Source organism: Pantoea folii (assembly GCF_056678875.1).
Genome location: NZ_JBWXON010000001.1, coordinates 604620 through 628149, shown reverse-complemented (window position 1 = coordinate 628149; position 23530 = coordinate 604620). Strand labels below are relative to the sequence as shown.

At 51.6% G+C, this 23530-nt stretch carries 19 protein-coding genes and 1 pseudogene; 13 read left to right on the top strand and 7 right to left on the bottom strand.

All coding sequences use genetic code 11. The features are described from left to right. Positions 1-37 precede the first annotated feature (37 nt). Together AC1MDE_RS03010 and AC1MDE_RS03005 are read right to left on the bottom strand one after the other, a co-directional pair. Positions 38-1300: an MFS transporter gene (locus tag AC1MDE_RS03010; protein ID WP_480344231.1), complete on the bottom strand. Its 1263-nt coding sequence runs from the start codon at positions 1298-1300 to the stop codon at positions 38-40. A 141-nt stretch (positions 1301-1441) separates the two neighbouring features. Next, the gene (locus AC1MDE_RS03005; protein WP_480344284.1) at positions 1442-2776 is read right to left on the bottom strand and encodes an aminotransferase-like domain-containing protein; all 1335 of its coding nucleotides are present in this window, start codon (positions 2774-2776) and stop codon (positions 1442-1444) included. 97 nt (positions 2777-2873) lie between these two features. Here AC1MDE_RS03005 and AC1MDE_RS03000 point away from each other — a divergent pair, with 97 nt between their 5' ends. Continuing rightward, a complete protein-coding gene (locus AC1MDE_RS03000; protein WP_058960421.1) occupies positions 2874-3773 on the top strand; it encodes a DMT family transporter in 900 nt (299 codons plus the stop codon). Between the two features lie 126 nt (positions 3774-3899). Beyond that, a complete protein-coding gene (locus AC1MDE_RS02995) occupies positions 3900-4985 on the top strand; it encodes a diguanylate cyclase (protein ID WP_480344230.1) in 1086 nt (361 codons plus the stop codon). Here AC1MDE_RS02995 and AC1MDE_RS02990 read toward each other — a convergent pair whose 3' ends face one another. Next, positions 4986-5444: an OsmC family protein gene (locus tag AC1MDE_RS02990; protein ID WP_058960419.1), complete on the bottom strand. Its 459-nt coding sequence runs from the start codon at positions 5442-5444 to the stop codon at positions 4986-4988. A gap of 72 nt (positions 5445-5516) precedes the next feature. After that, complete coding sequence (locus AC1MDE_RS02985) at positions 5517-6176, bottom strand: helix-turn-helix domain-containing protein (protein ID WP_058960418.1); 660 nt, start codon at positions 6174-6176, stop codon at positions 5517-5519. 133 nt (positions 6177-6309) lie between these two features. Here AC1MDE_RS02985 and AC1MDE_RS02980 point away from each other — a divergent pair, with 133 nt between their 5' ends. The 9 genes from AC1MDE_RS02980 (at position 6310) to AC1MDE_RS02940 (ending at position 14930) form a co-directional block, all read left to right on the top strand. Next, complete coding sequence (locus AC1MDE_RS02980) at positions 6310-7227, top strand: carbon-nitrogen hydrolase family protein (protein ID WP_058960417.1); 918 nt, start codon at positions 6310-6312, stop codon at positions 7225-7227. Further along, positions 7220-8002 (top strand): ABC transporter ATP-binding protein, encoded by a 783-nt coding sequence (locus AC1MDE_RS02975; RefSeq protein ID WP_034822435.1) that lies wholly within the window; start codon positions 7220-7222, stop codon positions 8000-8002. Before AC1MDE_RS02980 ends, AC1MDE_RS02975 begins: the two co-directional genes overlap by 8 nt. A 12-nt stretch (positions 8003-8014) precedes the next feature. Then, the gene (locus AC1MDE_RS02970; protein ID WP_480344229.1) at positions 8015-8857 is read left to right on the top strand and encodes an ABC transporter permease; all 843 of its coding nucleotides are present in this window, start codon (positions 8015-8017) and stop codon (positions 8855-8857) included. 2 nt (positions 8858-8859) lie between these two features. Then, on the top strand, positions 8860-9867 hold the full coding sequence (locus tag AC1MDE_RS02965; protein ID WP_034822438.1) for an ABC transporter substrate-binding protein: 1008 nt from the start codon (positions 8860-8862) through the stop codon (positions 9865-9867). A 66-nt stretch (positions 9868-9933) separates the two neighbouring features. Then, entirely contained in the window at positions 9934-10137 is a 204-nt protein-coding gene (locus AC1MDE_RS02960; RefSeq protein ID WP_034822440.1) for a hypothetical protein, read from the top strand. Beyond that, positions 10130-11500, top strand: a complete 1371-nt coding sequence (locus AC1MDE_RS02955) for an amidase (protein WP_479399949.1) — start codon at positions 10130-10132, stop codon at positions 11498-11500. Before AC1MDE_RS02960 ends, AC1MDE_RS02955 begins: the two co-directional genes overlap by 8 nt. Before the next feature lie 5 nt (positions 11501-11505). Beyond that, positions 11506-12372: a DMT family transporter gene (locus AC1MDE_RS02950; RefSeq protein WP_058960476.1), complete on the top strand. Its 867-nt coding sequence runs from the start codon at positions 11506-11508 to the stop codon at positions 12370-12372. A 471-nt stretch (positions 12373-12843) separates the two neighbouring features. Further along, positions 12844-14055: an oligosaccharide flippase family protein gene (locus AC1MDE_RS02945; protein ID WP_480344227.1), complete on the top strand. Its 1212-nt coding sequence runs from the start codon at positions 12844-12846 to the stop codon at positions 14053-14055. 5 nt (positions 14056-14060) lie between these two features. Beyond that, positions 14061-14930: an ATP-grasp fold amidoligase family protein gene (locus AC1MDE_RS02940; RefSeq protein WP_058960414.1), complete on the top strand. Its 870-nt coding sequence runs from the start codon at positions 14061-14063 to the stop codon at positions 14928-14930. Positions 14931-15046: 116 nt separating this feature from the next. On the opposite strand, the pseudogene AC1MDE_RS02935 reads toward AC1MDE_RS02940, so the two are convergent. Then, positions 15047-15169, bottom strand: a pseudogene (locus AC1MDE_RS02935) (Fic family protein); the annotation flags it as partial. A gap of 284 nt (positions 15170-15453) precedes the next feature. On the opposite strand from AC1MDE_RS02935, the gene AC1MDE_RS02930 reads away from it, so the two are divergent. Both AC1MDE_RS02930 and AC1MDE_RS02925 read left to right on the top strand, forming a co-directional pair. Beyond that, the gene (locus AC1MDE_RS02930) at positions 15454-16071 is read left to right on the top strand and encodes a response regulator (protein WP_480344225.1); all 618 of its coding nucleotides are present in this window, start codon (positions 15454-15456) and stop codon (positions 16069-16071) included. A gap of 185 nt (positions 16072-16256) precedes the next feature. After that, complete coding sequence (locus tag AC1MDE_RS02925; protein ID WP_480344224.1) at positions 16257-19682, top strand: transporter substrate-binding domain-containing protein; 3426 nt, start codon at positions 16257-16259, stop codon at positions 19680-19682. A 20-nt stretch (positions 19683-19702) separates the two neighbouring features. Here the strand turns inward: AC1MDE_RS02925 and AC1MDE_RS02920 are convergent, their stop codons facing one another. Next, the gene (locus AC1MDE_RS02920; RefSeq protein WP_479399952.1) at positions 19703-20317 is read right to left on the bottom strand and encodes a LuxR C-terminal-related transcriptional regulator; all 615 of its coding nucleotides are present in this window, start codon (positions 20315-20317) and stop codon (positions 19703-19705) included. Between the two features lie 107 nt (positions 20318-20424). Further along, complete coding sequence (locus AC1MDE_RS02915) at positions 20425-23313, bottom strand: response regulator (protein WP_480344223.1); 2889 nt, start codon at positions 23311-23313, stop codon at positions 20425-20427. Between the last annotated feature and the right edge of the window lie 217 nt (positions 23314-23530).

The following is a 23530-nucleotide window of genomic DNA, read 5'->3' as shown; positions in this document are numbered from 1 at the left end:
TGTTCAAGGATGGGGCGGCCTGATGGCCGCCTTCTTTTTATAACGGCCTGCGGTGATCGTCTTTATTCAACGTCCACAGCGCGACAAAGCTCACCAGCGCTGTGCCCATCACATACCAGGCCGGAATATCCGCATTGCCGGTCTGTTTCATCAATCCGGTAATAATCAGCCCCGCACAGCCAGAAAACAGCGCATTCGACAGCGAGTAGGCTAACCCAAGCCCGGTGTAGCGCACGCGCGTCGGGAACATCTCCGCCAGCATCGCGGGCCCCGGCCCTGCAAGCATGCCGACCAATGCCCCGGCCACAAACACCACCGCCGCTTTGATCAGCAAGCCGTTTAGTGGGTCCTGCAGTACTTTCAGCAACGGGAATGCCAGCACCAGCAGCAAGAAGGTCGCCAGTAGCATCACTGTGCGTCGTCCTATGCGATCGCTCAGGATACCGGCAGGGAGGATGGTGGCCGCGAAACCGAGATTCGAGATCACGGCAATCAGCAGCGCCTGATTGAAGCCGGTATGCAGCGCGGCCTGCAAATACGTCGGCATTATCACCAGATAGGTATAGCCCGCGGCGGACCACACCATCAGTCGTCCGATACCCAGCACAATGGCACGCGCAGTGGCGCCGATCGACGCGCTTTCTGCATTTGTTGCTTGCTCAAACTGTGGAGACTCTTCTAAGCCCGACCGTAGCCAAAGTGCGATAGCGCCTAGTGGCAGTGCGAGCAGAAACGGGATGCGCCACCCCCAGTCAATCATGGCTGCATCTCCGATGAGCAACGGCAAAACCGCCACCACGGCCACGCCCGCCAGTAATCCAAACGCTACGGTCAGAGACTGCCATGCTCCGTAAAAGCCGCGTTTGCCCGGAGGCGCAAATTCCGTCATCAGTGACACTGCGCCGCCGTACTCTCCACCTGCGAACAACCCTTGCAGGATGCGTAATGCGGTAATCAGCAGCGGTGCAGCAACGCCAATGGAGGCATAAACCGGCACCAGACCGATCGCAGCGGTGGCGAGCGTCATCAATATCAACACAGCGATCAATACCGGTTTGCGCCCATAACGATCGCCCAGCCTGCCGAACACCACCGCGCCTAAAGGACGGAAAAAGAAGGCCACGGCAAATGCCGCATAGGTCAGGATGAGACTGGTGAGGGCACTTTCGCCCTCAAGCTGGAAGAAATTTTTAGCCATCAGCGTGGCCATAAAACCGTAAACGGCGAATTCATACCACTCAATAAAATTGCCGACGGATCCGGCAATGAGCACGCGCTTGTGTGCCGCAGAAAGAGACATGACGTTTTCCTATCAACAGGGGGCAGTGAACATCCTGCGTTCAAGCTGCTGATGTGACAAGCGCTGGCACTCATCAGCTGCTGAAAATCGCTGTGGGTTCAAAGTTTTCACTGATTAAGTGGCTGACAAACAGGCTTCGTCTTACAAACCGTTTTCGTAATCAATCGCTTCCTTTATTTTTATCAAAGCCGCTTGCAAATCATGCAGGCTTACAGAACCCAGCGCCAGCCGGATAGCCTGCGGCACGGTCGCCGAGGTATTAAAAGGTTCTGCGGTTGATACGGAAATTCGACTCTGCAGCAGGCGTTTTACCACGCGCTCCGCCCGAGCCTCTTCAGGTAACACAATCCAGATAAAATAGGCATTCGGATGTCCATAGCAGGTAAAATCCTGCAAGATTGTTCGCGCCAGGGTTTGACGTTGCCCGGCATCTCTTCGCTTCTCTTCCTCAAGTTGTGCGACGTATCCCTCTCGCAACCAGTCGCAGACGAGGGAGGTCATTAATGCGGGCGTGTTCCAGCTAGTAGCGCGAATCGCGCGTTCCAGTGCATCACGATGTTCCGCAGGAGACACTACGGCACCGACTCTCAACCCCGTCGCCACGTTCTTAGAAAAACCAGTGACATATATCGTCCTTTCAGGGGCGTAATAGGCCAGGGGTGCTGGAGGTCGCGGCTCAAGATAGGCGTAAGCCGCATCCTCAATGATAAGTAAATTATATTTTCGGGCAATTGAACCGATAGTTTCTCTCTGTTCGCTACTGAGCACCCAGCCCAGCGGATTATGCAATGTAGGCATGGTGTAAATGGCGCGAACCCGCCTGCTTTGGCAAACGGTTTCCAAAGCCACAAGATCAGGGCCAGAAGGATTGACGGGGATAGGGACGAGTTCCAGATGATACAGGCTGGCCAACACTTTAAAGCCCGGATAAGTCAGAGCATCAACCGCGACAACATCACCCGGTCTCAATAAACCCATTACGGTTATCGCCAAACCCTGTTGCGCGCCATTGACCATCAAAACGTTTTTGGCTTGCGTAACAACTCCCATATTGCTCAGGTAAAAGGCAACCGCTTCACGGTCGTTCAAACGCCCGGCATAAGGCTGATAGCGCAATAACGATTCGATGTCACCGCGTGTCGCAAGTTGTCGCAGTGCACTGCGTAGACGGTCAGCTTGCTCTGGCAGGGAAGGGGTGTTGAAATTCAGATCTAATACATCTGGTGCAACTCGCTGTTGATCATCACCTGATCCTAGCGGGCGCAAAATTTCCCTGACAAAGGTTCCCCGACCAGTTTCACCCCTCACCAGTCCCATGGTTTCCAGCTCACTGTAAATACGCGTTGCGGTGGCTAATGAGATAGCACGCTCGCTGGCGAGTGCTCTGTGCGTGGTCAATCGTGTCCCTGCGGGCAAATGGCCGAGTTGAATGGCGCTGGCGAATTCATCAACGATAACTTTATAGCGAGCCTTCATCCAATGTATCCATGACAATTTTTTGATTGTCATTAATGCTGTCATTTACGCTCTAAAGCGTCAACGGGGGGTAAGTCAATGAATCAAGGTGGCATTTATGGCGACTAGCAGCAACACAAGCGTATCTCACGCTAGAAATTCTGGATTACAAGGATGGATGAGTGGATTTATCGGGATGGTTATTTTTAGTGGATCGTTACCGGCTACGCGTGTGGCGGTACAAAGTTTCGATCCCTTTTTCCTGACTTTCATACGCGCTTCAATTGCAGGAGTGCTGGCGGTCCTGATCATTTTAGCCCTTCGACAACACCGACCTGCGCCCGGACAGCTTTTTTCATTGCTGATTGTCGCGCTGGGTGTCGTGATAGGTTTTCCTTTGTTCACTGCGCTGGCGTTACAGCATGTCAGCTCCGCACATTCGATCGTTTTTATTGGATTGCTTCCAATGTCTACCGCGCTTTTTGCCGTGATTCGTGGAGGCGAACGACCACGAAGAGCATTTTGGTTATTTTCCACTCTCGGTTGTCTGTTGGTGATGGGGTTTGCGCTGGTGCAGAGCGCAGCGGCATCACTGACCGGTGATCTCTTGATGTTAGCGGCGACGTTAGTGTGCGGCTTGGGTTATGCAGAAGGCGCATTGCTTTCTCGGCACCTGGGTGGCTGGCAGGTCATATGCTGGTCACTGATCCTTTCACTGCCGATCATGTTGCTGGCAACAGTGATGACGGCTCCTCTCAGTTTTGAACCTGTTCAGGCGTCTGCATGGTGGGCTTTGGGATATGTATCGCTGTTTAGCATGCTGATTGGTTTCATCTTTTGGTACAGGGGGCTGGCAACCGGCGGTATCGCCAGCGTAGGACAACTGCAGCTGTTACAGCCTTTCTTTGGCCTGATTTTCTCAGCCTGGTTGCTTCATGAATCCATTCATCCATCGATGCTGGTTGTGACGGCAGCCGTTGTATGTTGTTTAGCCGCTGCACGTAAATTTGGGCGGTAGCTTTACAAAATCCTTACGAACCTTGCGCAGTTGTTAAGCGCAAGGTAAATATTCTTAAAATAAACCGCTCCGCTCGCGGTTTTTCCCGTTAAACTGCTTTTCTTGTCGATCAGACTTTTCCAGTGAATGAATTATTACTCACCTGATGATAGCCATCTGAAGCGGCGTTCACAGCGCTTCGTTCGTCGTATGTTTATCATGCGCCAGCTTGGCACAATTTTATGTTTCTTCCCGATTCTCTCGGTATTGATGGAGATGGATCGCGGTCTGGCGTTCAGCGCCCTGTTATTTACCAATGCATTTATCTGGCCGTGGGTTGCTTATCGCCGGGCATTGCGTGCCGAAGACTCCACCGGGACCGAACGACATAACTTAACGCTGGACGCGGCATTTGGCGGTATTTGGGTAGCGCTGATGGCGCTTAGCCCATTGCCGTCATTTATCATTATGGCGGTGCTGGCCTCGGATCGTTATGCGGCAGGAGGCGCAGCGCAGTTAATCGCTGCCATGCAGGCTTTCCTCTGCGCTTTCGTTATGGTCTGGCTGGTGGATGGCGCGGGTGTCAATCTCACATTCAGTCAGCAAACCGTCTGGCTGACATTGCCGCTGGCAACCTGCTATATGCTGGTATTGAGCGTGACGTCCTACAATTTGACCTGGCAATTGCGTAAACGAAACCGTGAACTGGAGCGTATTGCGTTAATGGACCCTGGTCTGGAGATCCCTAACCGCCGTCTGTTTGAACGTCGTCTGGAGAGCGAATTCCTGAGTACGCGTCGTGGCGACAGTGCGGGGTATCTGCTGCTGATGGATCTTGACTACTTCAAGTCGGTGAATGATACCTGGGGCCACGAAGCCGGGGATTTTTTACTGGCCGAGATATCAGCGCTGTTACGCAATCACGTGGGATTACAGGATATTCCCGCGCGTTTCGGTGGCGATGAGCTGGGCGTGATCGTGCACCATGCAACCGATGAGTCGGTGGTCGCGTTGGCAAATCGCTTAAAGGAAAAAATCGCTCAGGTGCGCCTGCCAGCGTCGGCGGAGTTTCGCTGCTCGGTGAGTATTGGCATTGCCTCGGCATCCAATGCGGAGTCATTACGTCACTGGCTGCGCCACGCAGATGAAGCGTTATACGAGGTGAAACGCGCCGGACGTAACGGCGTGCGGCTATGGGAACCGCCGCAACCGCCGTTGGCCGGCGCCGCCTGATCAGGCAAACGTCGGTTCGCAGTTCACCGGGAAGTTGAGTGAATTGGCCACATAACAGGCCTCATGTGCCTGATGATGTAACTCACGCGCGCGATCCGCATCTGCCGGATCGCGCAGCGTAATGCGCGGTTTCAGCGTGATTTGCGTAAAACGACCCCGAGCGCCTTCCACCATGGTGCCTTCCGCGGCATCCTCATAAGCTTCCACCACAATTCCCGCGTCCGCGCACAGGTGCAAATACCACAGTTTGTGACAGGCGGAGGCCGAAGCCAGCATTAACTCTTCAGGATTCCAGCGCGTGGCATCGCCACGAAATGCCGGATCGGCGCTCAAAGGCATCATGGGTTTGCCGTCTGCCAGCATCTCACTGTTACGATCGTAAGCGGTGTAAGAGGAGGTGCCGGTGCCGCGATTGCCGGTCCAGCGGACCGTGACCTGATAGTGGTGTTCCCGTGCCATAGCTGAAGTTCCTTTTGTGGGGTAATCGGCGGTCAGTTTACTGTGTTTGCTGGCGTGGCGGGAAGGCTCTGATCAGCCACCGCGCGTCAAATCTTCAATATCCAGCGTTTCAGTCTGACAAATGGAAATCAAGCTCGCAGCTGCTTCACTCAGCCGTACAAAGGTATGGCGCATCGTACTGTCGATGTAGGCGCTATCACCTTGCGCCAGCCGCAGCGGCGCGTAGAGCTGCGTATGCAACATCACTTCGCCTGACAAGACATAAATGAATTCTTCGCCAGCATGTTGAGACCAGGCTTCCGGCGGCGGCAATTCGCGGGTCTCAATCCCCATTACCACCGGAATCATCCCCTTAACCAACAGTTCAGCGGCATGCACTTCATAGCGAAAATAGGGATTGGTAAACGCCAGCCCTTTGCCAGCCAGCGTGTAGGTGCGGCGCCCCTTAATGGCAGTGCTCGCCACCGAGGGCGCCGGCAACTCATCGGCAAACAGTTCTGCCAGCGAGTAATCAAACGCGCTGGCAATCTTGGCAATAGTATCGAATGAAGCGGATACCTGGCCTTTCTCAATCTTCGAAAGTGTCGAAATCGACACGCCACTTAACTCGGCAACCTGCTCCAGCGTCAACTCACGTGCCTGACGTATCGTCTTGATGCGCAGGCCAAAATCTTGTTCACCGGTCAAGGCGGCGCCCAGCCCGGAGGCTTCATGCTGTCGGGTGGTTTTCATTGGCAATGATTCTTCTGCTTAGTGAACTGGAAAGTTAATTTCTCACATATGATAAAAATTATCACATAAGAAAATTGTATTGGTCTAAATGTGAGCAGAGTAGCAGTTTAAAAGAAAACTTCTGGGAGCTGCTATGAACATAACCACCATCGCTAGCGTCACTCTGCCCGCGTTTTACGACAAAACCCGCAACCTCAATAACCTGCTGAGTTGGATGGAACAGGCGGCACAGGAGGGCGCCGATCTGGTGGTGTTCCCTGAGCAGGTTTTGCAGGGTTATCTGCCGGATACGCTCAACTGGAACGGTGAAGCAGTGGCCTGGCAAATGGCGCAAGCCGAAGTGGTGACTGAAGGCGAAAGCGTGCAGGCCATACAGATGCTTGCCAGGCAACTGGGCTTGCATGTGGTTTTTGGCATGACCGAACGCCATCCTGAACGGGCCGAAATATTGTTTAACAGCGCGGTGCTGTTAGGGCCAGAGGGTTTGATCGGCGTGTATCGCAAAGTGCATCAGCCGGGCGATGAGAAGCACGTCTACTATCCCGGCAGCGATTTCCCGGTGTTCAGCACGCCAATTGGCCGCATTGGTATGTTGATCTGCTATGACAAAGTGTTCCCGGAAAGTACCCGCGAGCTGGCGCTGAAAGGCGCGGACATCATGATCATGCCTACCGCATGGGGCTATGCCGGAGATGGCAGCGCAGGCGATGCCGATCCGATGGTGGATAGCTACACGCTGTTTGGCCGCGTGCGTGCGCTGGAAAATCAATGCTGGATGATCGAATCCAATCTGTGCGGCCAGCACGGCAATCTGCACTATCACGGCCACAGCCGCATTATCAATCCCCTGGGAAATATCGTCGCCGACAGTGGCACCACGGAAGGCATGGCGATTGCCAGCGTCGAAGTGCAATCCGCCATTCTGCGCGCCCGCAGCAGCGACTATCTCGGCTATCACTTCCTGAAAGATTACGTTCCGGTGCAGGCCCCGCCTTCGCCGCTGACGGTTCACAATCGCCACGCGCGACCTTTGGGGGAAAACCATGAGTAAAGTTCTGGAAGCCGCTGGCATCCACAAAAGCTATCCCACGCCGGAGGGTGAGGTGACGGTGCTGCGCAACCTCAACTTCCATGCCAATCGCAATGAATTCGTCTCTTTTGTCGGGCCCAGCGGCTGCGGCAAATCGACGCTGTTCAACATCATCACCGGGCTGCTAATGCCCGACAGCGGCAGCATATTGCTGAAGAATCGCGAAACCACCGGCACGCCGTCACCGGAACTCGGTTATGTGCTGCAAAAAGACCTGCTGTTCCCGTGGCGTACGGTGATCGACAACGTGATCCTCGGTCTGGAAGTGCGCGGCATGCCCAAAGCACAGGCGCGAGCCAAAGCGCGTGAACTGTTCGAACTCTACAAAATGACCGGTTACGAGCAGAAGTATCCGTCGCAGCTTTCCGGCGGCATGAAACAGCGTGTGGCATTGATGCGCACCATGGTCACCAACCCGGAAATCATCCTGATGGATGAGGCTTATAAGGCGCTGGACTACCCGCTCAAAATCTCGCTGGAAAGTGAATTACTGAGCGTGGTGAAAGAGCAGCACAAGACGGTGATCTTCATTACGCATGACATCGAAGAGGCGGTCACGCTATCTGATCGCGTTTACGTGATGAAAGCGCGACCAGGTGAAATTGTGCAGGAGATTGAGGTCGATCTCGGCACGGATAGCCTGTCGATTCCCGAACGCCGCTTGTCACCGCGTTTCAATGAGTATTACGAACATATCTGGCGCAGCATCGGCATTCAGCCTGAGCCGGTTAACTAACGAGAGGACGACATGACAATGAACTCAGTGTCTACACGCCCTACGGTTGCGGCGACGGCAAATCGCAGTTCGCGAGAAACCTTTTTCCGCTCAGCTAACGCACGCCGCTACACGCTGCTGTTCTTACAGGTGGCGATTGTGGTGCTGCTGTTGGGAGGGTGGGAACTCGGTGTGCGCAGTGGCAACATCAACGCCTTCCTGTTCTCCAGCCCCTCGCAGGTATGGGAGGTGCTGGTCCAGCGCTTTCAGTCCGGTGAAATGGTGACTGATGTGCGCGTCACCGCCGTTGAAACCCTGGTGGGGTTTGCCGTGGGCGCGATTGGCGGCTCTGTCCTGGGGTTGCTGCTGTGGTACTCGCGCTTTATCTCTGACCTTGCCGCGCCGTTTATCGCCGCGATTGGCTCAATCCCGGTGCTGGCGATTGCGCCGATGACCATCATCTGGTTCGGCACGGAGATGCTTTCCAAAGTGGTGATTGTGGCGTTTTCCTGCGTGGTGGTGTCACTGACCACCTCATATAAAGGCGCGATGCGCACCGATCCCGATCTCATCAACCTCCTGCGATCCTTCAATGCCGGACGCGGCACCATTTTCTTCAAGCTGGTGGTGCCATCCGCGATGTTGTGGGTGCTGTCAGGCTTACGCCTTGACGTCGGCTTCGCGCTGGTTGGTGCCATCGTCGGCGAGTACATCTCTTCAGATAGCGGTGTGGGTCACATGATCCTGCTGGGCAGTTCTAATTTCGGTATGAACATTGTGCTGGCTGGCATCGTGCTGGTCATGCTGATGATGCTGTGTTTCAACGCGCTGGTGGCATTTATTGAACGCCTCATTCTCTCCTGGGACAGGAAATAATCATGAAAAAATTCCGTTTAGCTACGATCTCTGCCGCAGTTTGTCTGGCTTCTCTGGTGAGTGCGCACGCGGCTGACACGCCAGTGCGCATCAACCAGGCGTTTCAATCGCTGCTCTATCTGCCGTTGTATGTGGCACAAGAGCAGGGCTTTTTTAAACAGCAGGGCGTTGATGTGAAAATCAGCACCGGTGGCGGCGGGGCGCAATCCTGGGCGGCGGTGATTGGCGGCTCGGCAGATTTCTCGATTCAGGATCCGGTGTTTGTGCCGAAAACCCGTGAAAACGGCGGCAAAGGGGTGGTGGTGGCCGGGGTACAGAACGCGCCAACCATCTTCATCTTCGGCAAAGAAGCGGCTTCTTTGCAGGACAATTTGTCACTGCTCGCGGGCAAACGTGTGGTGACCAGCCCGCAACCTGATACCACCTGGGCGTTTATGAGTTATCTGATCAAACAGAACAACCTCAAAGACGTGAAGCTGGTGCATGTGGCGATTGGCAATGAGATCCCGGCGGTGGCGGCAGGTCGTGCAGATTACGCGTTAGCGGCGGAGCCACAGGTCACCATGGCCGAAAAGCAGAACGGCTTGCATGTGGCTTACTCGTTCTCAGCCGCGCAATCCTGGTATCCGTTTGCCTTCTCTAGCCTGACGACCACACAACAATATATTGATAAGAATCCACAGGCCGCGCAGGCCGTCGTGACCGCCTTTGAACAGGCCTCACGCTTTATCTACAAGCATCCGGCTGAGTCGGTGACCATTGCACGTAAATACTTCCCGGCGTTGCCCGAGGAGGTAGTGAAAACCGCAGTGCAGCGTGAAATCGATGCCAAAGGCTATCCGGAGAACGTGCTGGTGTCGCAGAAGGCCTGGGATAACAACATGAACATCGCGCTGTATGCCAAAAACATCAAAGCCTATCCCTCTGAAGCCACGTCATATCAGAACAACGTGAACACGACGCTGGCGACTAAGGCCAAAGAAGCGGTCGATGCGATGGGTGATAAGTAAGTCCTCACCTACCTTCGAAAGGTGATGGGCGCACCGCTGTGCGCCCGCAATAAAAGAGGAATGATTATGGATGCACTGACACTTCGACTGGCATTGATACAGCGCCATTGCGCGGCTGATGCGGTTGAGCTGGAACATCTGCTTACCGATTGTGAAGCGCGTGCGGCGGGCGTTAGCGCCTTTGCTGCGCAACATTTCGCGCCAACGCTGCTGCCGGCAAACGCCTGGGTTTCCGCTTTGCAGCCGCCGCTGGAGTTGCCCCATGAGTGAGTTGATCGATGTCTCGATGCTGACGTTGGCACAACAGTTGCGCATGCGGCAGACCAGCGTGCCAGAACTGGTTGAAGCCTGTCTGGCGCGTGAGGAAATCACACGCGACCTCAATGCGTTCAATGAAGTTTATGTGTCTCAGGTACGCCAGACGGCTAAAGCCAGCCAACGCTTACTGGAACAGGGTTACGATCTGGGCCCACTGCATGGCATGCCGATTGCCATCAAAGCCAATATCGATTTGGCCGGTGAGGAGATGCACGCGGGCAGTCAGATACTCAGCGGCAATATCGCCCAGCGTGATGCGGTGGTGGTGCAACGTCTGAAGCAGGCGGGCGCGTTACTCATCGGCAGCACCAATATGCATGAGTTCGCCTGGGGCGGCACCACCAATAATCCGCACTACGGTGCCAGCAGCAATCCCTGGGATGATGCCCGCATTCCTGCCGGTTCCAGCGGCGGTTCGGGTGTCGCCGCCTCGGTGCGCAGTGCGCTGGCAACGTTGGGCACCGATACCGGGGGATCGATCCGTTTACCGGCGTCGATGAACGGGATCACCGGTCTGCGCCCGGGCGTGGGGCGACTCTCCACGGAGGGCATTTTTCCCCTCGCCACCAGTCTTGATACTGTCGGGCCGCTGGCTCGTTATGCCGAAGAGTGTGAAGTGCTGTTTAATGTGCTCGACGGCAAAACACAGCCGCTGACAGCATTACCGGAACTGGCCGGATTGCGTATTGGCTTACTGCCGGATGTGCATCAGCAGGTACAGCCTGATGTCGCGACTGCCTATGATCAAATGGTGCAGTGGTTTAGCGCAGCAGGTGCATGCTGCCAGACGCTGAGTTTGACCGGGCTTGAGCAGGCGGTGAATGCGCTGGTGCTGATCAACCTTGCGGAACCGGCTTCACTGCACGCCGCCTGGCTTGCTGACCGTCCGCAAGAATACGGTGCGGATGTGCGTAATCTGCTGCAAGCGGGACTCGCCATTACCGCAGTGGAGTATCTGCAGGCACAACGTTTCCGCACCGGTTTACGCCAGCAGTTGTTGCAGCATTTGAATCAGGTGGATGTGATTCTGGTGCCGACGCTGCCATTTACCGCACCGCATAAAGGACTGGAAGCGATTCAAATGGGAGACCGCGAAGAGAGCGTGTTGACCGGCAACATGCGTTACAACGCGCTGGCAAGCCTGTCAGCACTGCCCGCTATCAGTCTGCCTGCCGGGTTTGATCATGCAGGGATGCCCATTGGCATGCAGCTCATCGGACGTGATGGCGCTGAGCGCAAACTGCTCGCTTTCGCGCGTCGATTCCAACAGGAGCACGATTATCATTTGCAAACGCCAACCCGGCTACGTGCGTGAAACCCATTCCGCTGCGCGACCTGTTAATCCTGCTGCTGGTGGTCAACGGCTGGGCTTTTAACGTTATCGCCATGAAGTTTGGCCTGATGGAACTGCCGCCGCTTTTCATGCTGACGCTGCGTTTTGTGCTGGTGGCGGCCCTGCTGCTGCCGTTTCGTCGCCTGACGTGGCGTCAGCTACCTGGCATGATGCTGCTGGGATTCACCTTTGGCTTTGTGCATTTCGGGTTAATGGTGATTGGCATGCAAACCACCGATGCGGGCACCACCGCCGTGTTTATCCAGATGGGCACGCCGATCGCCATGCTGCTGGCAGCATTCTGGCTCAAAGAGCGGCTGCGCTATCAGCAAATCGGCGGCGTAGTGGTGGCGTTTTTGGGCGTGATGATTCTTGCGGGCAGTCCGGCGCTGTCGCACTGGCAAAGCATTATGTGGTTATTGATGAGCGCCTGTGGTTGGGCATGCAGCACGGTGCTGATCAAGCGTTTGCCGCCGATTGCACCGCTGGCGATGACGGGCTGGCTGTCACTGTTTGCCATTCCATTGGTGGGGGTGAGTTCGCTACTCACCGAGCAGCAGCAGTTCACTTTGCTACTCGCAGCGGGTTGGCGCGGTTGGCTCGGGGTCATCTACAGCGCGCTGGGTTCGTCCATCCTCGCTTATTCATTGTGGTACGGCCTGCTGAAACGCTATCCCGCCAGCCAGATTCTGCCCTGGTCACTGCTCAGCCCGGCGCTGGCATTACTGATGGGCGTAGCAATTCTGCATGAATCGCTGGATCACAGCAAAGTGATCGGCACGCTGCTGATTGTAGGAGGGATATTGCTGGCAGTGGTACGAGGCACAGTCATGAAGAAGAGGGTGGTCGTGTAATTGGGATTATTCAGCCGGAATGCTCAGAACTCTTTATGTAAGAGGGTTATATCGGCATATCACTCAAACCTGCTATGCGGCATGTAAGGCGCGCACGTCGGCTCAAAACCGTGAGTTAATTCCCCTATCTTCCTGATTATTACTCTCCTATTTAATTAATTCCCTCAATACAGCGCTTTATTAATGTCTGGCACTAATTTTTATAAATGACTGCTATTAATCTGATTCGAACAGAAAACCCTTCACTATTTTTGTGTAAACAGTCACAGTATCGACCAATTAAAATGAAAGCGAAAAGTAAAAAAGTAATGTGAAGGTTATTTGACTATATAACCTTTTGACAAATAAATATACCAGTAATGCATATAAACCTCGTTGCTTTTGAGCGTAGAACATCAATCAAGCATAAACAACTGCAACTCAACATAAGTGTATGTGAGACGTGACATGTATTCTAACGCGATATGGATCATGCTGGAGAAGTCAGTCAATATCATCGGGCTGATATATATCAATTCGTTAATGGCTAAATACATTGGCCCGGATAACTTTGGCAAGATAAACATCGCCACCTCGCTGTTTATCTTTGTACAGACGTTGTCATGGTTTGGTGGTCAGAATATTATTTTTAAACGCATGAGTGAGAGAGTCCGTTCAGGTATCTCTTTAGCGATGCATACGCAGAATCAGAGACGTTTTTTCTTTCTCATCTCTTCAAGTGCAGTACTCACGTATCTCTACTTCTTTACGGATCTCACGGTCTTTATCTTTGGCGTGGCCAACTGCATCGCTACGTATTACATCGTGATGGACTTCTTTTCGATCTATAACAACACTCAATTAAAATCAAAGATCAATACGATTACCAATGTCATCGGATTGTCTTTGGCACTGATGGCCAGATTCTACATATCACACTTTGAACTGCCGATTTACTATTTCACGATACCTATCATCATTATCCCTCTGGTCCCTTACGTCATGCGCCTTGTGTACTTTAGGCAGACCACAGCAGTCAATGAAAGTAGTAAAGGTGCTGTGATGTATAACCGTCATATGTTGTATACCGGCGGGGCCTTAATTCTGTCGAGCATATCAGCGGATATCTACACGCAGATTTCGAGTATTTTTCTGGCTAAAATGATCTCTTACTCAAATCTGGGAATCTATAGCGTTGCGTTAACCATAGGAGGTGCCTGGTCATTTATCGTATTGGCATTAATAACGAGTTTTTTCTCAAAGATTTACAATGAAAAGAATCAACCTGCTGTAGATGAATTGCTAAGTAAAATCAATAGGATTGTTATCTTGCTGTCTCTTGTTGTGCTAGGTGGGTTCTATCTGTTTGGTGATGACTTTATCCATTTGCTTTATGGCAATAAGTATATGGGATCTGCCGAAATTATACCCATCATCATTATTGGCACGATGTTCTCGTCACTGGGAACCATCTGCTACCGGTATATGATCAAAGAGTCCGGATACAACTATCTGGCTAAGAAGATGTTTTTATGTTGTGTATTAACCGTGCCATTCTCCTGGCTAATGATTCGCACCTTCGGGATTAATGGCGCTGCATACTGTTTTTTGATTGTCGAAGTTTTGTCTTGTACGTTACTGAATTACTTTTTCAAGAATAAAACAATCATCAAAATGCACCTCAACATTTTCAAAATGAGATAATTTCAATGAGAATGATTAAACACACAGTTAAGTCAGCTCTGAAAATTAGCGCTAATATTTCACCAGAATTCTGTGCTAAAGCTCACTACTATATAAAATTCAAGAAAAAACTTAACTTATCAAACCCCACGAATTTCAATGAAAAAATTCAGTGGCTTAAGTTTAATGAGTTCAATAATGAGATTTACACGCAGTGTGCAGATAAATTCAAGGTCAGAGAATATATTATATCCAAAGGCTGCGGTGAAATTCTCAATGAGCTTTATGGCGTCTACGATAATCCGCAGGACATTGACTATGCTGCATTACCGGAAAGATTTGCCCTGAAGTGCAACCACGGCGCAGGCTACAACATCATTTGTAGTGATAAATCCTCATTGGATGTTGAAAAAACCAACAGGCAGCTGAGTAAGTGGTTGAGTGAGGATTTCTCATCACATTTTATTGAGCCTCAATACCGCAAGATCGAGAGAAAGATTCTCTGTGAAAAATTCATCGAGAATGAACGCGGTGGTTTTCCAGACGACTATAAGTTTTACTGCTTTAACGGTAAACCCTACGCGGTCATGGTTTGTGTCGGCCGTGAAAAAGGCACACCTAAATTCTATTACTTTGACATGAACTGGAATCCGCTACCCTTTGAGGATACGGTGAAGTTGATTAATAAGTATGACCTGCCAGAGATGCCTGATGGCTTTGTGAAAATGAAGCAATATGCAATGAAACTGGCGACGGATTTTAAATTTGTGCGCGCTGATTTCTATCTTCTCAATGGTGAGGTCATTTTTGGCGAGCTGACATTTACACCTTCAGCGGGACTGGATGTGTCACTTCAGGAAGCGGATGCCATTTTGGGTGGGCAACTGAGGTTGTGATCTGTGTACATGGAGCGCCCCAGACAGAGTAGAGTTAACTCTCGCAGTTGATGAATAGCGTTTTGGGGATTGAGGGCGGCATAATGAAGCACTTAATCCCTTTTCATTTATTGATTCAGCTCCGCGACTGCGGCCCTGGCAGTGATACAAGCCTTTAACACCTTACGAGTCTCAATCGTTTCCTGGTCAGGCGGCAGCAAGGGCAAGGCGTTGTAAGGGATTTCAGGATTCCAGACCATATGTTTAAAAAATACGGTTTTATCGACATATGGCCATAACATGTCGATGGCGTAAACATGTCGAAATCATAATATGTAAGATATATCATTCAGCCTAAAATGTTAAATGAACACATAACAGCAAGAGGTCAATGTTAAAGGAACTAATACTATAAAAATCAATGCATTATTCACCTTACAAGATGGGGTTTCGATAAGTACTTTCCTACAGACTATTCTTAGTTATCTTGTTAGGCTATCTTCCAAATCAATCCTGTCAACCGATCTTACGGACCGCCTATCCCATGAAGAAAGTGCTTATTGTCGACGACCATCCGGTGATTCGTTTTGCCGTGAAAATGCTGCTGGAGCGAAGCGATATGGAGGTTGTGGCGGAAACCGATAATGGTGTGGATGCTATCCAGAAGACCAAAGATACGCGCCCGGATCTAGTCCTACTGGATATCGGTTTACCTAAAGTGGATGGTTTTCAGGTGTTACAACGCCTGCGCGCACTGCAGTTACCGCTGAAAATTTTGGTGCTGACTTCGCAGGGGGGAGCAAACTTTGCTCAACGTTGCAAACAGGCTGGGGCTGACGGTTTTGTGACGAAAAGTGATGATTTAGGCGAACTCACCGATGCGATTAAAATGGTGATGCGCAATTACAGCTTTTTCCCGCAAATGGAGTATGGGCAGTCGAAAAATCAGGATGACGGCAAATTGCTTTCTGATATTTCCGATCGTGAACTCAGTGTGCTGATCAATATTGCTAAAGGGCTGACCAATAAGCAGATCGGGGAGCAACTGGTGTTAAGTGAAAAGACCATCAGTACCTACAAACATCGCCTAAAACAGAAACTCAACGCACACACGTTGATTGAGTTGATCGATTTTGCCCGTCGTAACAATTTGATTGGATAATTCTTGCTATGCAGCGCTTACGCGTCATTTTACTGTTTATTGGGATGTGGCTTATCTGCGCGCCCGTTCAGGCTTCCGAACTTCAGTTAATGACGCATCTGATAGGCTCAGAACAACCTGCTTTAGTATTGTCCCCCGATGAAAAGGCCTTCCTTCATCAGAAGCATCAGTTGGTCATGGGCGTAATGCGTAACGACTCGCCCCCTTATGGAATGCGTAATATTCGTGGCGAATTTGAAGGTATCAGCGCGGATTACGTCGGCCTAATCGCACAACAGTTAGGCGTTCCGGTACGTATTGAAACCTTTAACGATCCTGAAAAGCGCTGGCAAGCATTGGCGGCAGGAAAAATCGATTTTATTCCTTCTGTGCCCAAATGCGTAGCCAACAACGATTTTGCCATGTCTGCATCCTATGCCAGAGACCGGGCGGTTCTGGGTATGGAGATGAAACACACCAAAAAGCTATCTGATAATCTGCAAGGGGTTCAGGTCGCTTTAGTCAGAGATTACCTGCCGCTTTCACTGTTACGCCAATATTACCCGCAAGCCAGGTTTCGTCTCTATGATAATTATCAGGATGCACTCAGCGCTGTGGCTTTTGGCAAAGCGGATGTCTACCTGGGTAACAGTTATTCGCTAAGTCGCAACTACCTAAATAATGTGCATTTGTCGCGTTACAGCACCTTGCCCGTCAGGGATATCGCCTTCGCGTTTAGCCACAATCAGCCTGAGCTTTTGTCATTATTTAACAAGGCGTTAGCGAATATTCCTTTGGCTGATAAGTTGCAAATCAACCGCATCTGGCAGCCTGATTTAGTCGATATTACCCAGTCTGTTAATTCGTTGACGTTCACACCGGAAGAACAACGATGGATGGCGGCGCATTCTCACGTCAATGTGGTGTTGTTTAGCGGCGATAAAGCGGCGCCAATGACCATTGTGGGGGCCAATGGGAAATTACGCGGAATGGCATACGATTTGCTTTCGATAGTGAGTCTGAAAACCGGGCTCATCTTTGAATATAGTACTGTCGATAATGCCATCCAGTTGATGCAACGGGTTAAAACGGCGGAAGTTGACATGTTCGCCTCACTCACCCCCAGTATGCAGAGTTCGCAACAGATCCTCTTTACTCGCCCTTATCTGCGCAGTGCTTATGCTCTTACCACGCGCGCAAACCGCAGCGATATTCATTCTCTGCCAGATCTACGTGGTAAGCGGCTGGCGATGGTGTCGGGCAGTGGATCAGAAGATCTCATTCACACTCATTTTCCTGATATCACATTGGTTTCCGTGGATAACGAATCTGCATTGATGGAGACCGTGGCTGAAGGGCGCGCAGATGCTGCTGTGGGTATTTTGATGATGTCGGATTACCAAATTAAGTCTTACTACCCCAGGCAACTTAAAATTGTGGCGACCGTGGGGGATCGGCCCGCCTGGATATCCTTTGGTGTCGGGCCAGGCGATCCTGAACTGCAATCCATACTTGATAAAGTACTGTTAAGCATTCCGCCCGTCGAAATGGAGAGTTTGGCAAACCGTTGGCGCCCAGGGGATTTTGTCAATGTTGACGATTTTTGGGCGCGTTATCGTGATTTGATGATCGCGTCCGCTATTTTCACCGGCATCATTATCCTGCTGACGGTGGGATGGGCTCTTTATCTGCGTCAGCAGATAAAACGTAAGGCGGCACTCCGCCGGGAATTAAACAATCAACTGGCGCAGTTGCGTACCGTGGTAAGCAGTATGCCGTTCCCCGTTTCACTGCGCGATCGTCAGGGAAGACTGACATTCTGCAACGAACGCTATTTAGTCGAAACCGGTGTCACCTATGACGAGGCGCTGGGCAAAACCATGGTGGAACATCCCGGCCTGCGCACCCCAGAACAAGCGGCTTTCTACCATGGCCAGCTAATGGAAGTGATGAACTCCGACTCCCGCATTCTCGAAGATCGCCGTTACGACTTGTGGGACAACCCCAATTCTTCCATCGGCATTACGGTATATCAGTGGATTGAACCCTGGCATGACAGTGATGGCACGGTGGTGGGTGTGATCGGGGGATGGATGGATATCTCGGAACGTGAAGCACTGTTTGCCGAGCTACGTGAAGCCAAAGAGCGTGCGGAAGATTCTAACCGTGCGAAATCCGTGTTCCTCTCAACCATGAGCCACGAAATCCGTACGCCAATGAACGCGATCATCGGCATGCTGGATATGGCATTAAAGAAAGGACGCAATGGCGAGCAGGATATACAAGCCCTTGAAGTCGCCTATGAATCGGCTGACAGTCTGGTGGGACTGATTGGCGATATTTTGGATATTTCACGCATCGAGGGTGGACAGCTGGATTACCATCCTGAACCCGTTGATCTGGCAAAGCTGATTGATAATCTGCTCAAAGTTTTTCAGGGATTAGCACTGGATAAAAACATCAGTCTGACCAAGCGCTATCCTGAAGAACCTCTTCAACCGGTTCTTGCCGATCCTCTGCGTATCAAGCAAGTGCTATCCAATTTACTGGGCAATGCCATTAAATTTACCGATCAGGGCGGTGTTTCACTGATCGTCCAGCAGCAGGTGGATGCGGTGAGCAATCTGGTGACCTATACCATCGATGTGCAGGACAGTGGTATCGGTATTGATCAGGCACAGCAGGCGACGTTGTTCCAGCCCTTTAGCCAGGCGGACAATCGTCGATCCGGGACCGGATTAGGTCTTTATATCAGCCGGACCGTTTGTGAAAAAATGAACGGTACGTTAACTCTGAGAAGCGAGCGGGGTATTGGGACCTGTGTGCAAGCGGTGATGCGTTTGCCTCTGATGAGCAGTGCAGGGGAAAGAGACGAATCAATCCATGATATTGCTGCGGCTTTGCCCAGCGGTAAGGTGCTGGTGGTCGATGATAATGCCGCCAACCGCATGTTACTGGCGAAACAGCTCAGTTGGCTGGGGCAGCAGGCGACGCTGGCGTGTGATGGCTATGAAGCATTGCAATTCTGGCAGCAAGAACACTTCGATGTGATCATCACTGACTGCAATATGCCGGGTCTCAGCGGCTATCAATTGACCCAGGTGATCCGAGAATCAGAAGCAGAGCAGTCGCGTAGGGCGGCGTGGATTATCGGCTTCACCGCCAATGCGATGCAAGAAGTCTATGAGCGTTGCATGGAAGCGGGCATGAACAGTTGTTTATTTAAACCTTGCTCGTTAAACAGTTTGTCAGCGGCACTCAGTCAGGCCCATTCCGACCAGGCTGCTGAGTGGGTTGAAGAACATAACCCGCCAATTGAACAGGCGGATGAAGAACAACGCATGGCGGAAAGCCTGCATGATTTAATGGTCACCACATTACAAGAGGATCTCTCCAAACTTGCTGTTTTAACGCCAGCGGAGGATCGCCACGTGATCGCCGATCTTGTTCATCGTATCGCGGGAAGTCTGCGTATTGCGCGGCGTAATGAGCTGGCAGATGCCTGTCTGAGTCTGGAAAAGCAGTGCCGGGATACGTCTTTACCGGTCGAGGTCTTCACACCCGCTCTGATGTCACTGACGACAGAACTTTACGCTTATCTCTCTGACTTACAGAATTCGCCGGTGCTGTGAGACACCGGTTTATTTCTCTGCTATGCAAAGCCATTTCTCGCGGCTAAATCCACCACATCGCTGATCTTACTGGTTTGCATCTTCTTCATAATGCTGCGTTTATAGGTACTGACGGTTTTACAACTGATATCCAGCTCCTTGGCAATGGTCTTGTTTTTTTTACCGGCGGCCAGATGACGTAGCATCTGTATTTCCCGATTGGTGAGTGACTGTATAATCAATCTGTCAGGATATCGCTGATGATAAGCGTTTTTAGCATGGCGAAATATCACGGACTCGTTATTGGCGAGCGCGGTTAACACGCTGCTGAGTTTTTCAATGGGACAGGCTTTGCTCATATACGCCTGATAATCCAGGCGTAAACTGCGCAACAGATAATAAACGCTGTCGTCTCCTGCATATGCAAAGATTCGGATATCGGCATAACGACGCTTTAACCTAATGAGTTTCTCTAGCGAGGCGTGGCTAAGTTGGGCCGGGTCAAAAACCACAAGATGTGGGCGAAACACTATCGTATTATAGATGAAGTCATCCTCATCGCCGGTGGCGATAATGATTTTATCTTGACGTTGCTGAAACAAAGGCACTAAAACATCGCGAATTAACGGCTGTCGATCATAAATAATAACGTGCATCAGGGCGTCCTTGCTGTGTAAGAAAATACTAAACTATTCTCACACAGCGGTGCCTTTTATTAACCAAGCTGGGTCTTTAATTCATCGAATGACAGACAAGAATATTTTTACGAAGGAGGGATATGAAGATGTCGCTCAACCCATTGCGCCAATTCTTCGGGGGAAAGCGGTTTTGTCAGGCAGGTGTTCATACCTGAGCTAAGACAGGTTTTGGTGGCATCAAAGCCGCTCATTGCGGTCAGCCCCAGAATCGGCACGGGACCAAGACGCTCATTGGCTTCCTGCTGGCGAATATGACGCGTCATCGTAAAACCATCCATTTCAGGCATGGTGCAATCAGTGATGATCACATCGATTTGAGCCTGATGCTTCTGCCACAACGCCAATCCTTCTTTGCCATTACTGGCAACCAGAACCTCATGGTGGTTATTTTGTAGCTGTTGGCTGAGCATCAGGCGCGCGGGTGGGTAATCTTCAACTATCAGCACCTTTGAGCGCCTCTGCTCGCCGGGAAGTGTTATCGGTGTCAGTTTGGCTGGATGCGCACTGAGATGGAGACTCACCGCGCTGCCTTTGCCTGCCACCACTTCAGCGGTAATCTCCGCGCCAGCCGCATGTGCCATCCGCTGACAGGCTGCGAGGCTGAAGCCGGTCAGCGCCCAGTCGCGTTCGTCGGCTTCCTCTGTCACCTCTGGGCTGTTCATGAGTGCGGTGGCGGCATCAAACCCGTTGCCCTGGTCGCTCACTTCAATGACCAGGTGATGGCACCCATCGGGCAGGGTTTCAAGCGGGTAGATTGCCACTGCAATTTCCCCTTGCTCGGTATGTTGAATGGCATTACGCAGCAGGCTAGAGACAATACGGATAATAAACAGCGGATCGAACTCAAACATCGGGGCTGGCAGCGCATCGGTCACGTTGATTTGTAGCCCTTTATCTTCCGCCTGCTGGCGAAAAAGCGCCACCGTACTGTGCAGCAGTGATGGGATATTCACCACCCGACTGTGATTATTGCTATCACGCGCTTCGGCACGGAAGATATCAAATACATCCCCCACCCGTGACAAAAGAATACAGGCGGACTCATAAGCGGTTTGCACATTCTCATTGTGCAATTTTTGCTGCTGCAATCGGCCGAGTTCCAACTCCAGCAACCCCATCATGGCATTAAGCGGCGTGCGCACTTCATGGCCCATACTCTTCATAAATTGGTTGCGTGAGTGCAGCACCTGTTGATTCTCGGCGGTGGCGCGTTCCAGTTGTTCGATTAACGCCTCTTTGGATTGCAGATGCCGGGCCACTGTTTTCAGGCTGTTGCGCAGGCGAGTCACCCACAAAAAGAGACAGCCTGCTATCAATAGGGCGGTGATGATGATGATAAAAAGCGTCCATGAGGTCTCAGCATCGTAATGACTCTGCTCGGGGACCGGGAGGGTATCACGCCACGATGCTGCCAGATGGGTCAGCGTATTCGGGGTGATCTGCTGCAATGCCTTATTGGTCAAGCTCAAGGCCAGGGGATTATCCCGTTTCGCCGCAAAACTGATATTCAGCGGCTTCACGGGCAACGCTAATGCCTGATAGAGCGAGCCGATACCCGTGCGTTTCAGATGATATTGCGCGGCAAACTGTGAGGCCACCACAGCACGTACTTGCTGCTGTTTTAGCAGGTGAAGTGCCGTTTGCAGGTTCTCCACTTCAACCAATTGCAGCGTGGGGTACCAGGTTTGTAGCCAGGGAATTAATGGGTTTTGTCTTACGATGGCAATCTTCTCGTCTGACAAATCTTGCAGAGACAAGGGACGTTCGTGTTGACGATTCATCAACAGTACAGGCGGTGTGACCAACCATGGCGTACCGGTTTGCAGCCGGGGTGCAGTGGTTTCATCTTCACCCGGCACACTAAAAGCCTGGCTGACTAACGCCTGAGGATAGCGCGCGAGAAAAGCAGCCTTTTCCTGATCGTTGTTGATGACATGATAGTCAAAAGCAATTCCAAAGCGATCGCTAATGAATTTCAGCAGATTGATGGAGAGGCCGTCGGGCTTATCCTGGGCATTCATGAAGCTGTAAGGCTCAAGGCGGCTATCCAGCACCACTTTGACTGGTTGGTTTTCGGTTAACCACGTGATCTCTTCAGGGCTTAACGCCAGCACACGTGACGCTTCAGCGGTGTCGTGATTCAACCCCCAATCGTGAGAAATGCGCAACCGACTCACCAGCGGCAGGGCATCCAGCACCTGGTCAATAGCGGTAAGTAATTGTGGCGCACGGCTGTTCACCCCAAAGCTGAAGTTCAGCGCACCTAAGGTTGCATCCGGCGTCAGCCAGACATTATCAAGCTTTAAGTCGCGTGCCAGGTAGTGGGCGGTGGTGCGATTAATGGCAATCGCACCGGACTCACCGGTAGCCAGTCGCTGTACTGCATGGTAATAATCCAAAAAACTATTTGGTGAAGCACCATAGGGGTCCCATTGATGCTGTTTGTCTTGCATTAACGCCAATAACCCGTTCTCAATTTCCGTTTGCTGAAGTAGAGCCTGATCGGAATGTATCACCACGGCCTGATCGTGCAGCCACGGCAAGGAGGCGGCAACGGTACGGTTGTTCTCCAGAGCGGGACGCCAGATGGCCAGCATGTCGATGTCACCGTGATGTAACGCGCTCAGCGCTTCGCTGCGTGTCGGGAAATAGAGCAATTGGAAATGCACATTCAGGGTTGATTCGATGACGGATAAATAATCGGCATCAATACCGGCTAGCACACCACGCTCGCCCCCCAGGCTGACAGGGGGCTGCGATACACCCCAAACCCCGACGTTAATACGTGGGTGGCGTTGCAACCAGTGTCTGACATCGGCATTCAAGGTGACCGCAGGCGGGTTAACCTCAATACGGGGCGTTAACACTAACGGTACGCCACCCGCAATGCTGCCGCTCGCGAAAAGCAGGGTATAAATCAGTACGAGATGCGATAGCAGGTGAGAGAATTTCATAATAATCCGCTGAGTTCCTAATCAGGAAAAGTCCAATAAACAAAACAGGCAGGGCGTTATTGACGTGTCAGAATAATCTGGGGGTATTGTGCGAAATTGTGGCGTGAAGTAGGCCAGGCGCGGTCTTGTTTTAGCGACGTCTGTCAGAGAAGTTTGATGGCACTAAGATTTGCCATGGCTGTGTAAGTAAATTCCTACCATTTAATCAGTAACTGTT

Coding starts and splice junctions, on each gene's coding strand:
- AC1MDE_RS03010 (WP_480344231.1), bottom strand. CDS start 1,300: ATGTCTCTTTCTGCGGCACACAAGCGCGTGCTCATTGCCGGATCCGTC.
- AC1MDE_RS03005 (WP_480344284.1), bottom strand. CDS start 2,776: ATGAAGGCTCGCTATAAAGTTATCGTTGATGAATTCGCCAGCGCCATT.
- AC1MDE_RS03000 (WP_058960421.1), top strand. CDS start 2,874: ATGGCGACTAGCAGCAACACAAGCGTATCTCACGCTAGAAATTCTGGA.
- AC1MDE_RS02995 (WP_480344230.1), top strand. CDS start 3,900: ATGAATTATTACTCACCTGATGATAGCCATCTGAAGCGGCGTTCACAG.
- AC1MDE_RS02990 (WP_058960419.1), bottom strand. CDS start 5,444: ATGGCACGGGAACACCACTATCAGGTCACGGTCCGCTGGACCGGCAAT.
- AC1MDE_RS02985 (WP_058960418.1), bottom strand. CDS start 6,176: ATGAAAACCACCCGACAGCATGAAGCCTCCGGGCTGGGCGCCGCCTTG.
- AC1MDE_RS02980 (WP_058960417.1), top strand. CDS start 6,310: ATGAACATAACCACCATCGCTAGCGTCACTCTGCCCGCGTTTTACGAC.
- AC1MDE_RS02975 (WP_034822435.1), top strand. CDS start 7,220: ATGAGTAAAGTTCTGGAAGCCGCTGGCATCCACAAAAGCTATCCCACG.
- AC1MDE_RS02970 (WP_480344229.1), top strand. CDS start 8,015: ATGACAATGAACTCAGTGTCTACACGCCCTACGGTTGCGGCGACGGCA.
- AC1MDE_RS02965 (WP_034822438.1), top strand. CDS start 8,860: ATGAAAAAATTCCGTTTAGCTACGATCTCTGCCGCAGTTTGTCTGGCT.
- AC1MDE_RS02960 (WP_034822440.1), top strand. CDS start 9,934: ATGGATGCACTGACACTTCGACTGGCATTGATACAGCGCCATTGCGCG.
- AC1MDE_RS02955 (WP_479399949.1), top strand. CDS start 10,130: ATGAGTGAGTTGATCGATGTCTCGATGCTGACGTTGGCACAACAGTTG.
- AC1MDE_RS02945 (WP_480344227.1), top strand. CDS start 12,844: ATGCTGGAGAAGTCAGTCAATATCATCGGGCTGATATATATCAATTCG.
- AC1MDE_RS02940 (WP_058960414.1), top strand. CDS start 14,061: ATGAGAATGATTAAACACACAGTTAAGTCAGCTCTGAAAATTAGCGCT.
- AC1MDE_RS02930 (WP_480344225.1), top strand. CDS start 15,454: ATGAAGAAAGTGCTTATTGTCGACGACCATCCGGTGATTCGTTTTGCC.
- AC1MDE_RS02925 (WP_480344224.1), top strand. CDS start 16,257: ATGCGTAACGACTCGCCCCCTTATGGAATGCGTAATATTCGTGGCGAA.
- AC1MDE_RS02920 (WP_479399952.1), bottom strand. CDS start 20,317: ATGCACGTTATTATTTATGATCGACAGCCGTTAATTCGCGATGTTTTA.
- AC1MDE_RS02915 (WP_480344223.1), bottom strand. CDS start 23,313: ATGAAATTCTCTCACCTGCTATCGCATCTCGTACTGATTTATACCCTG.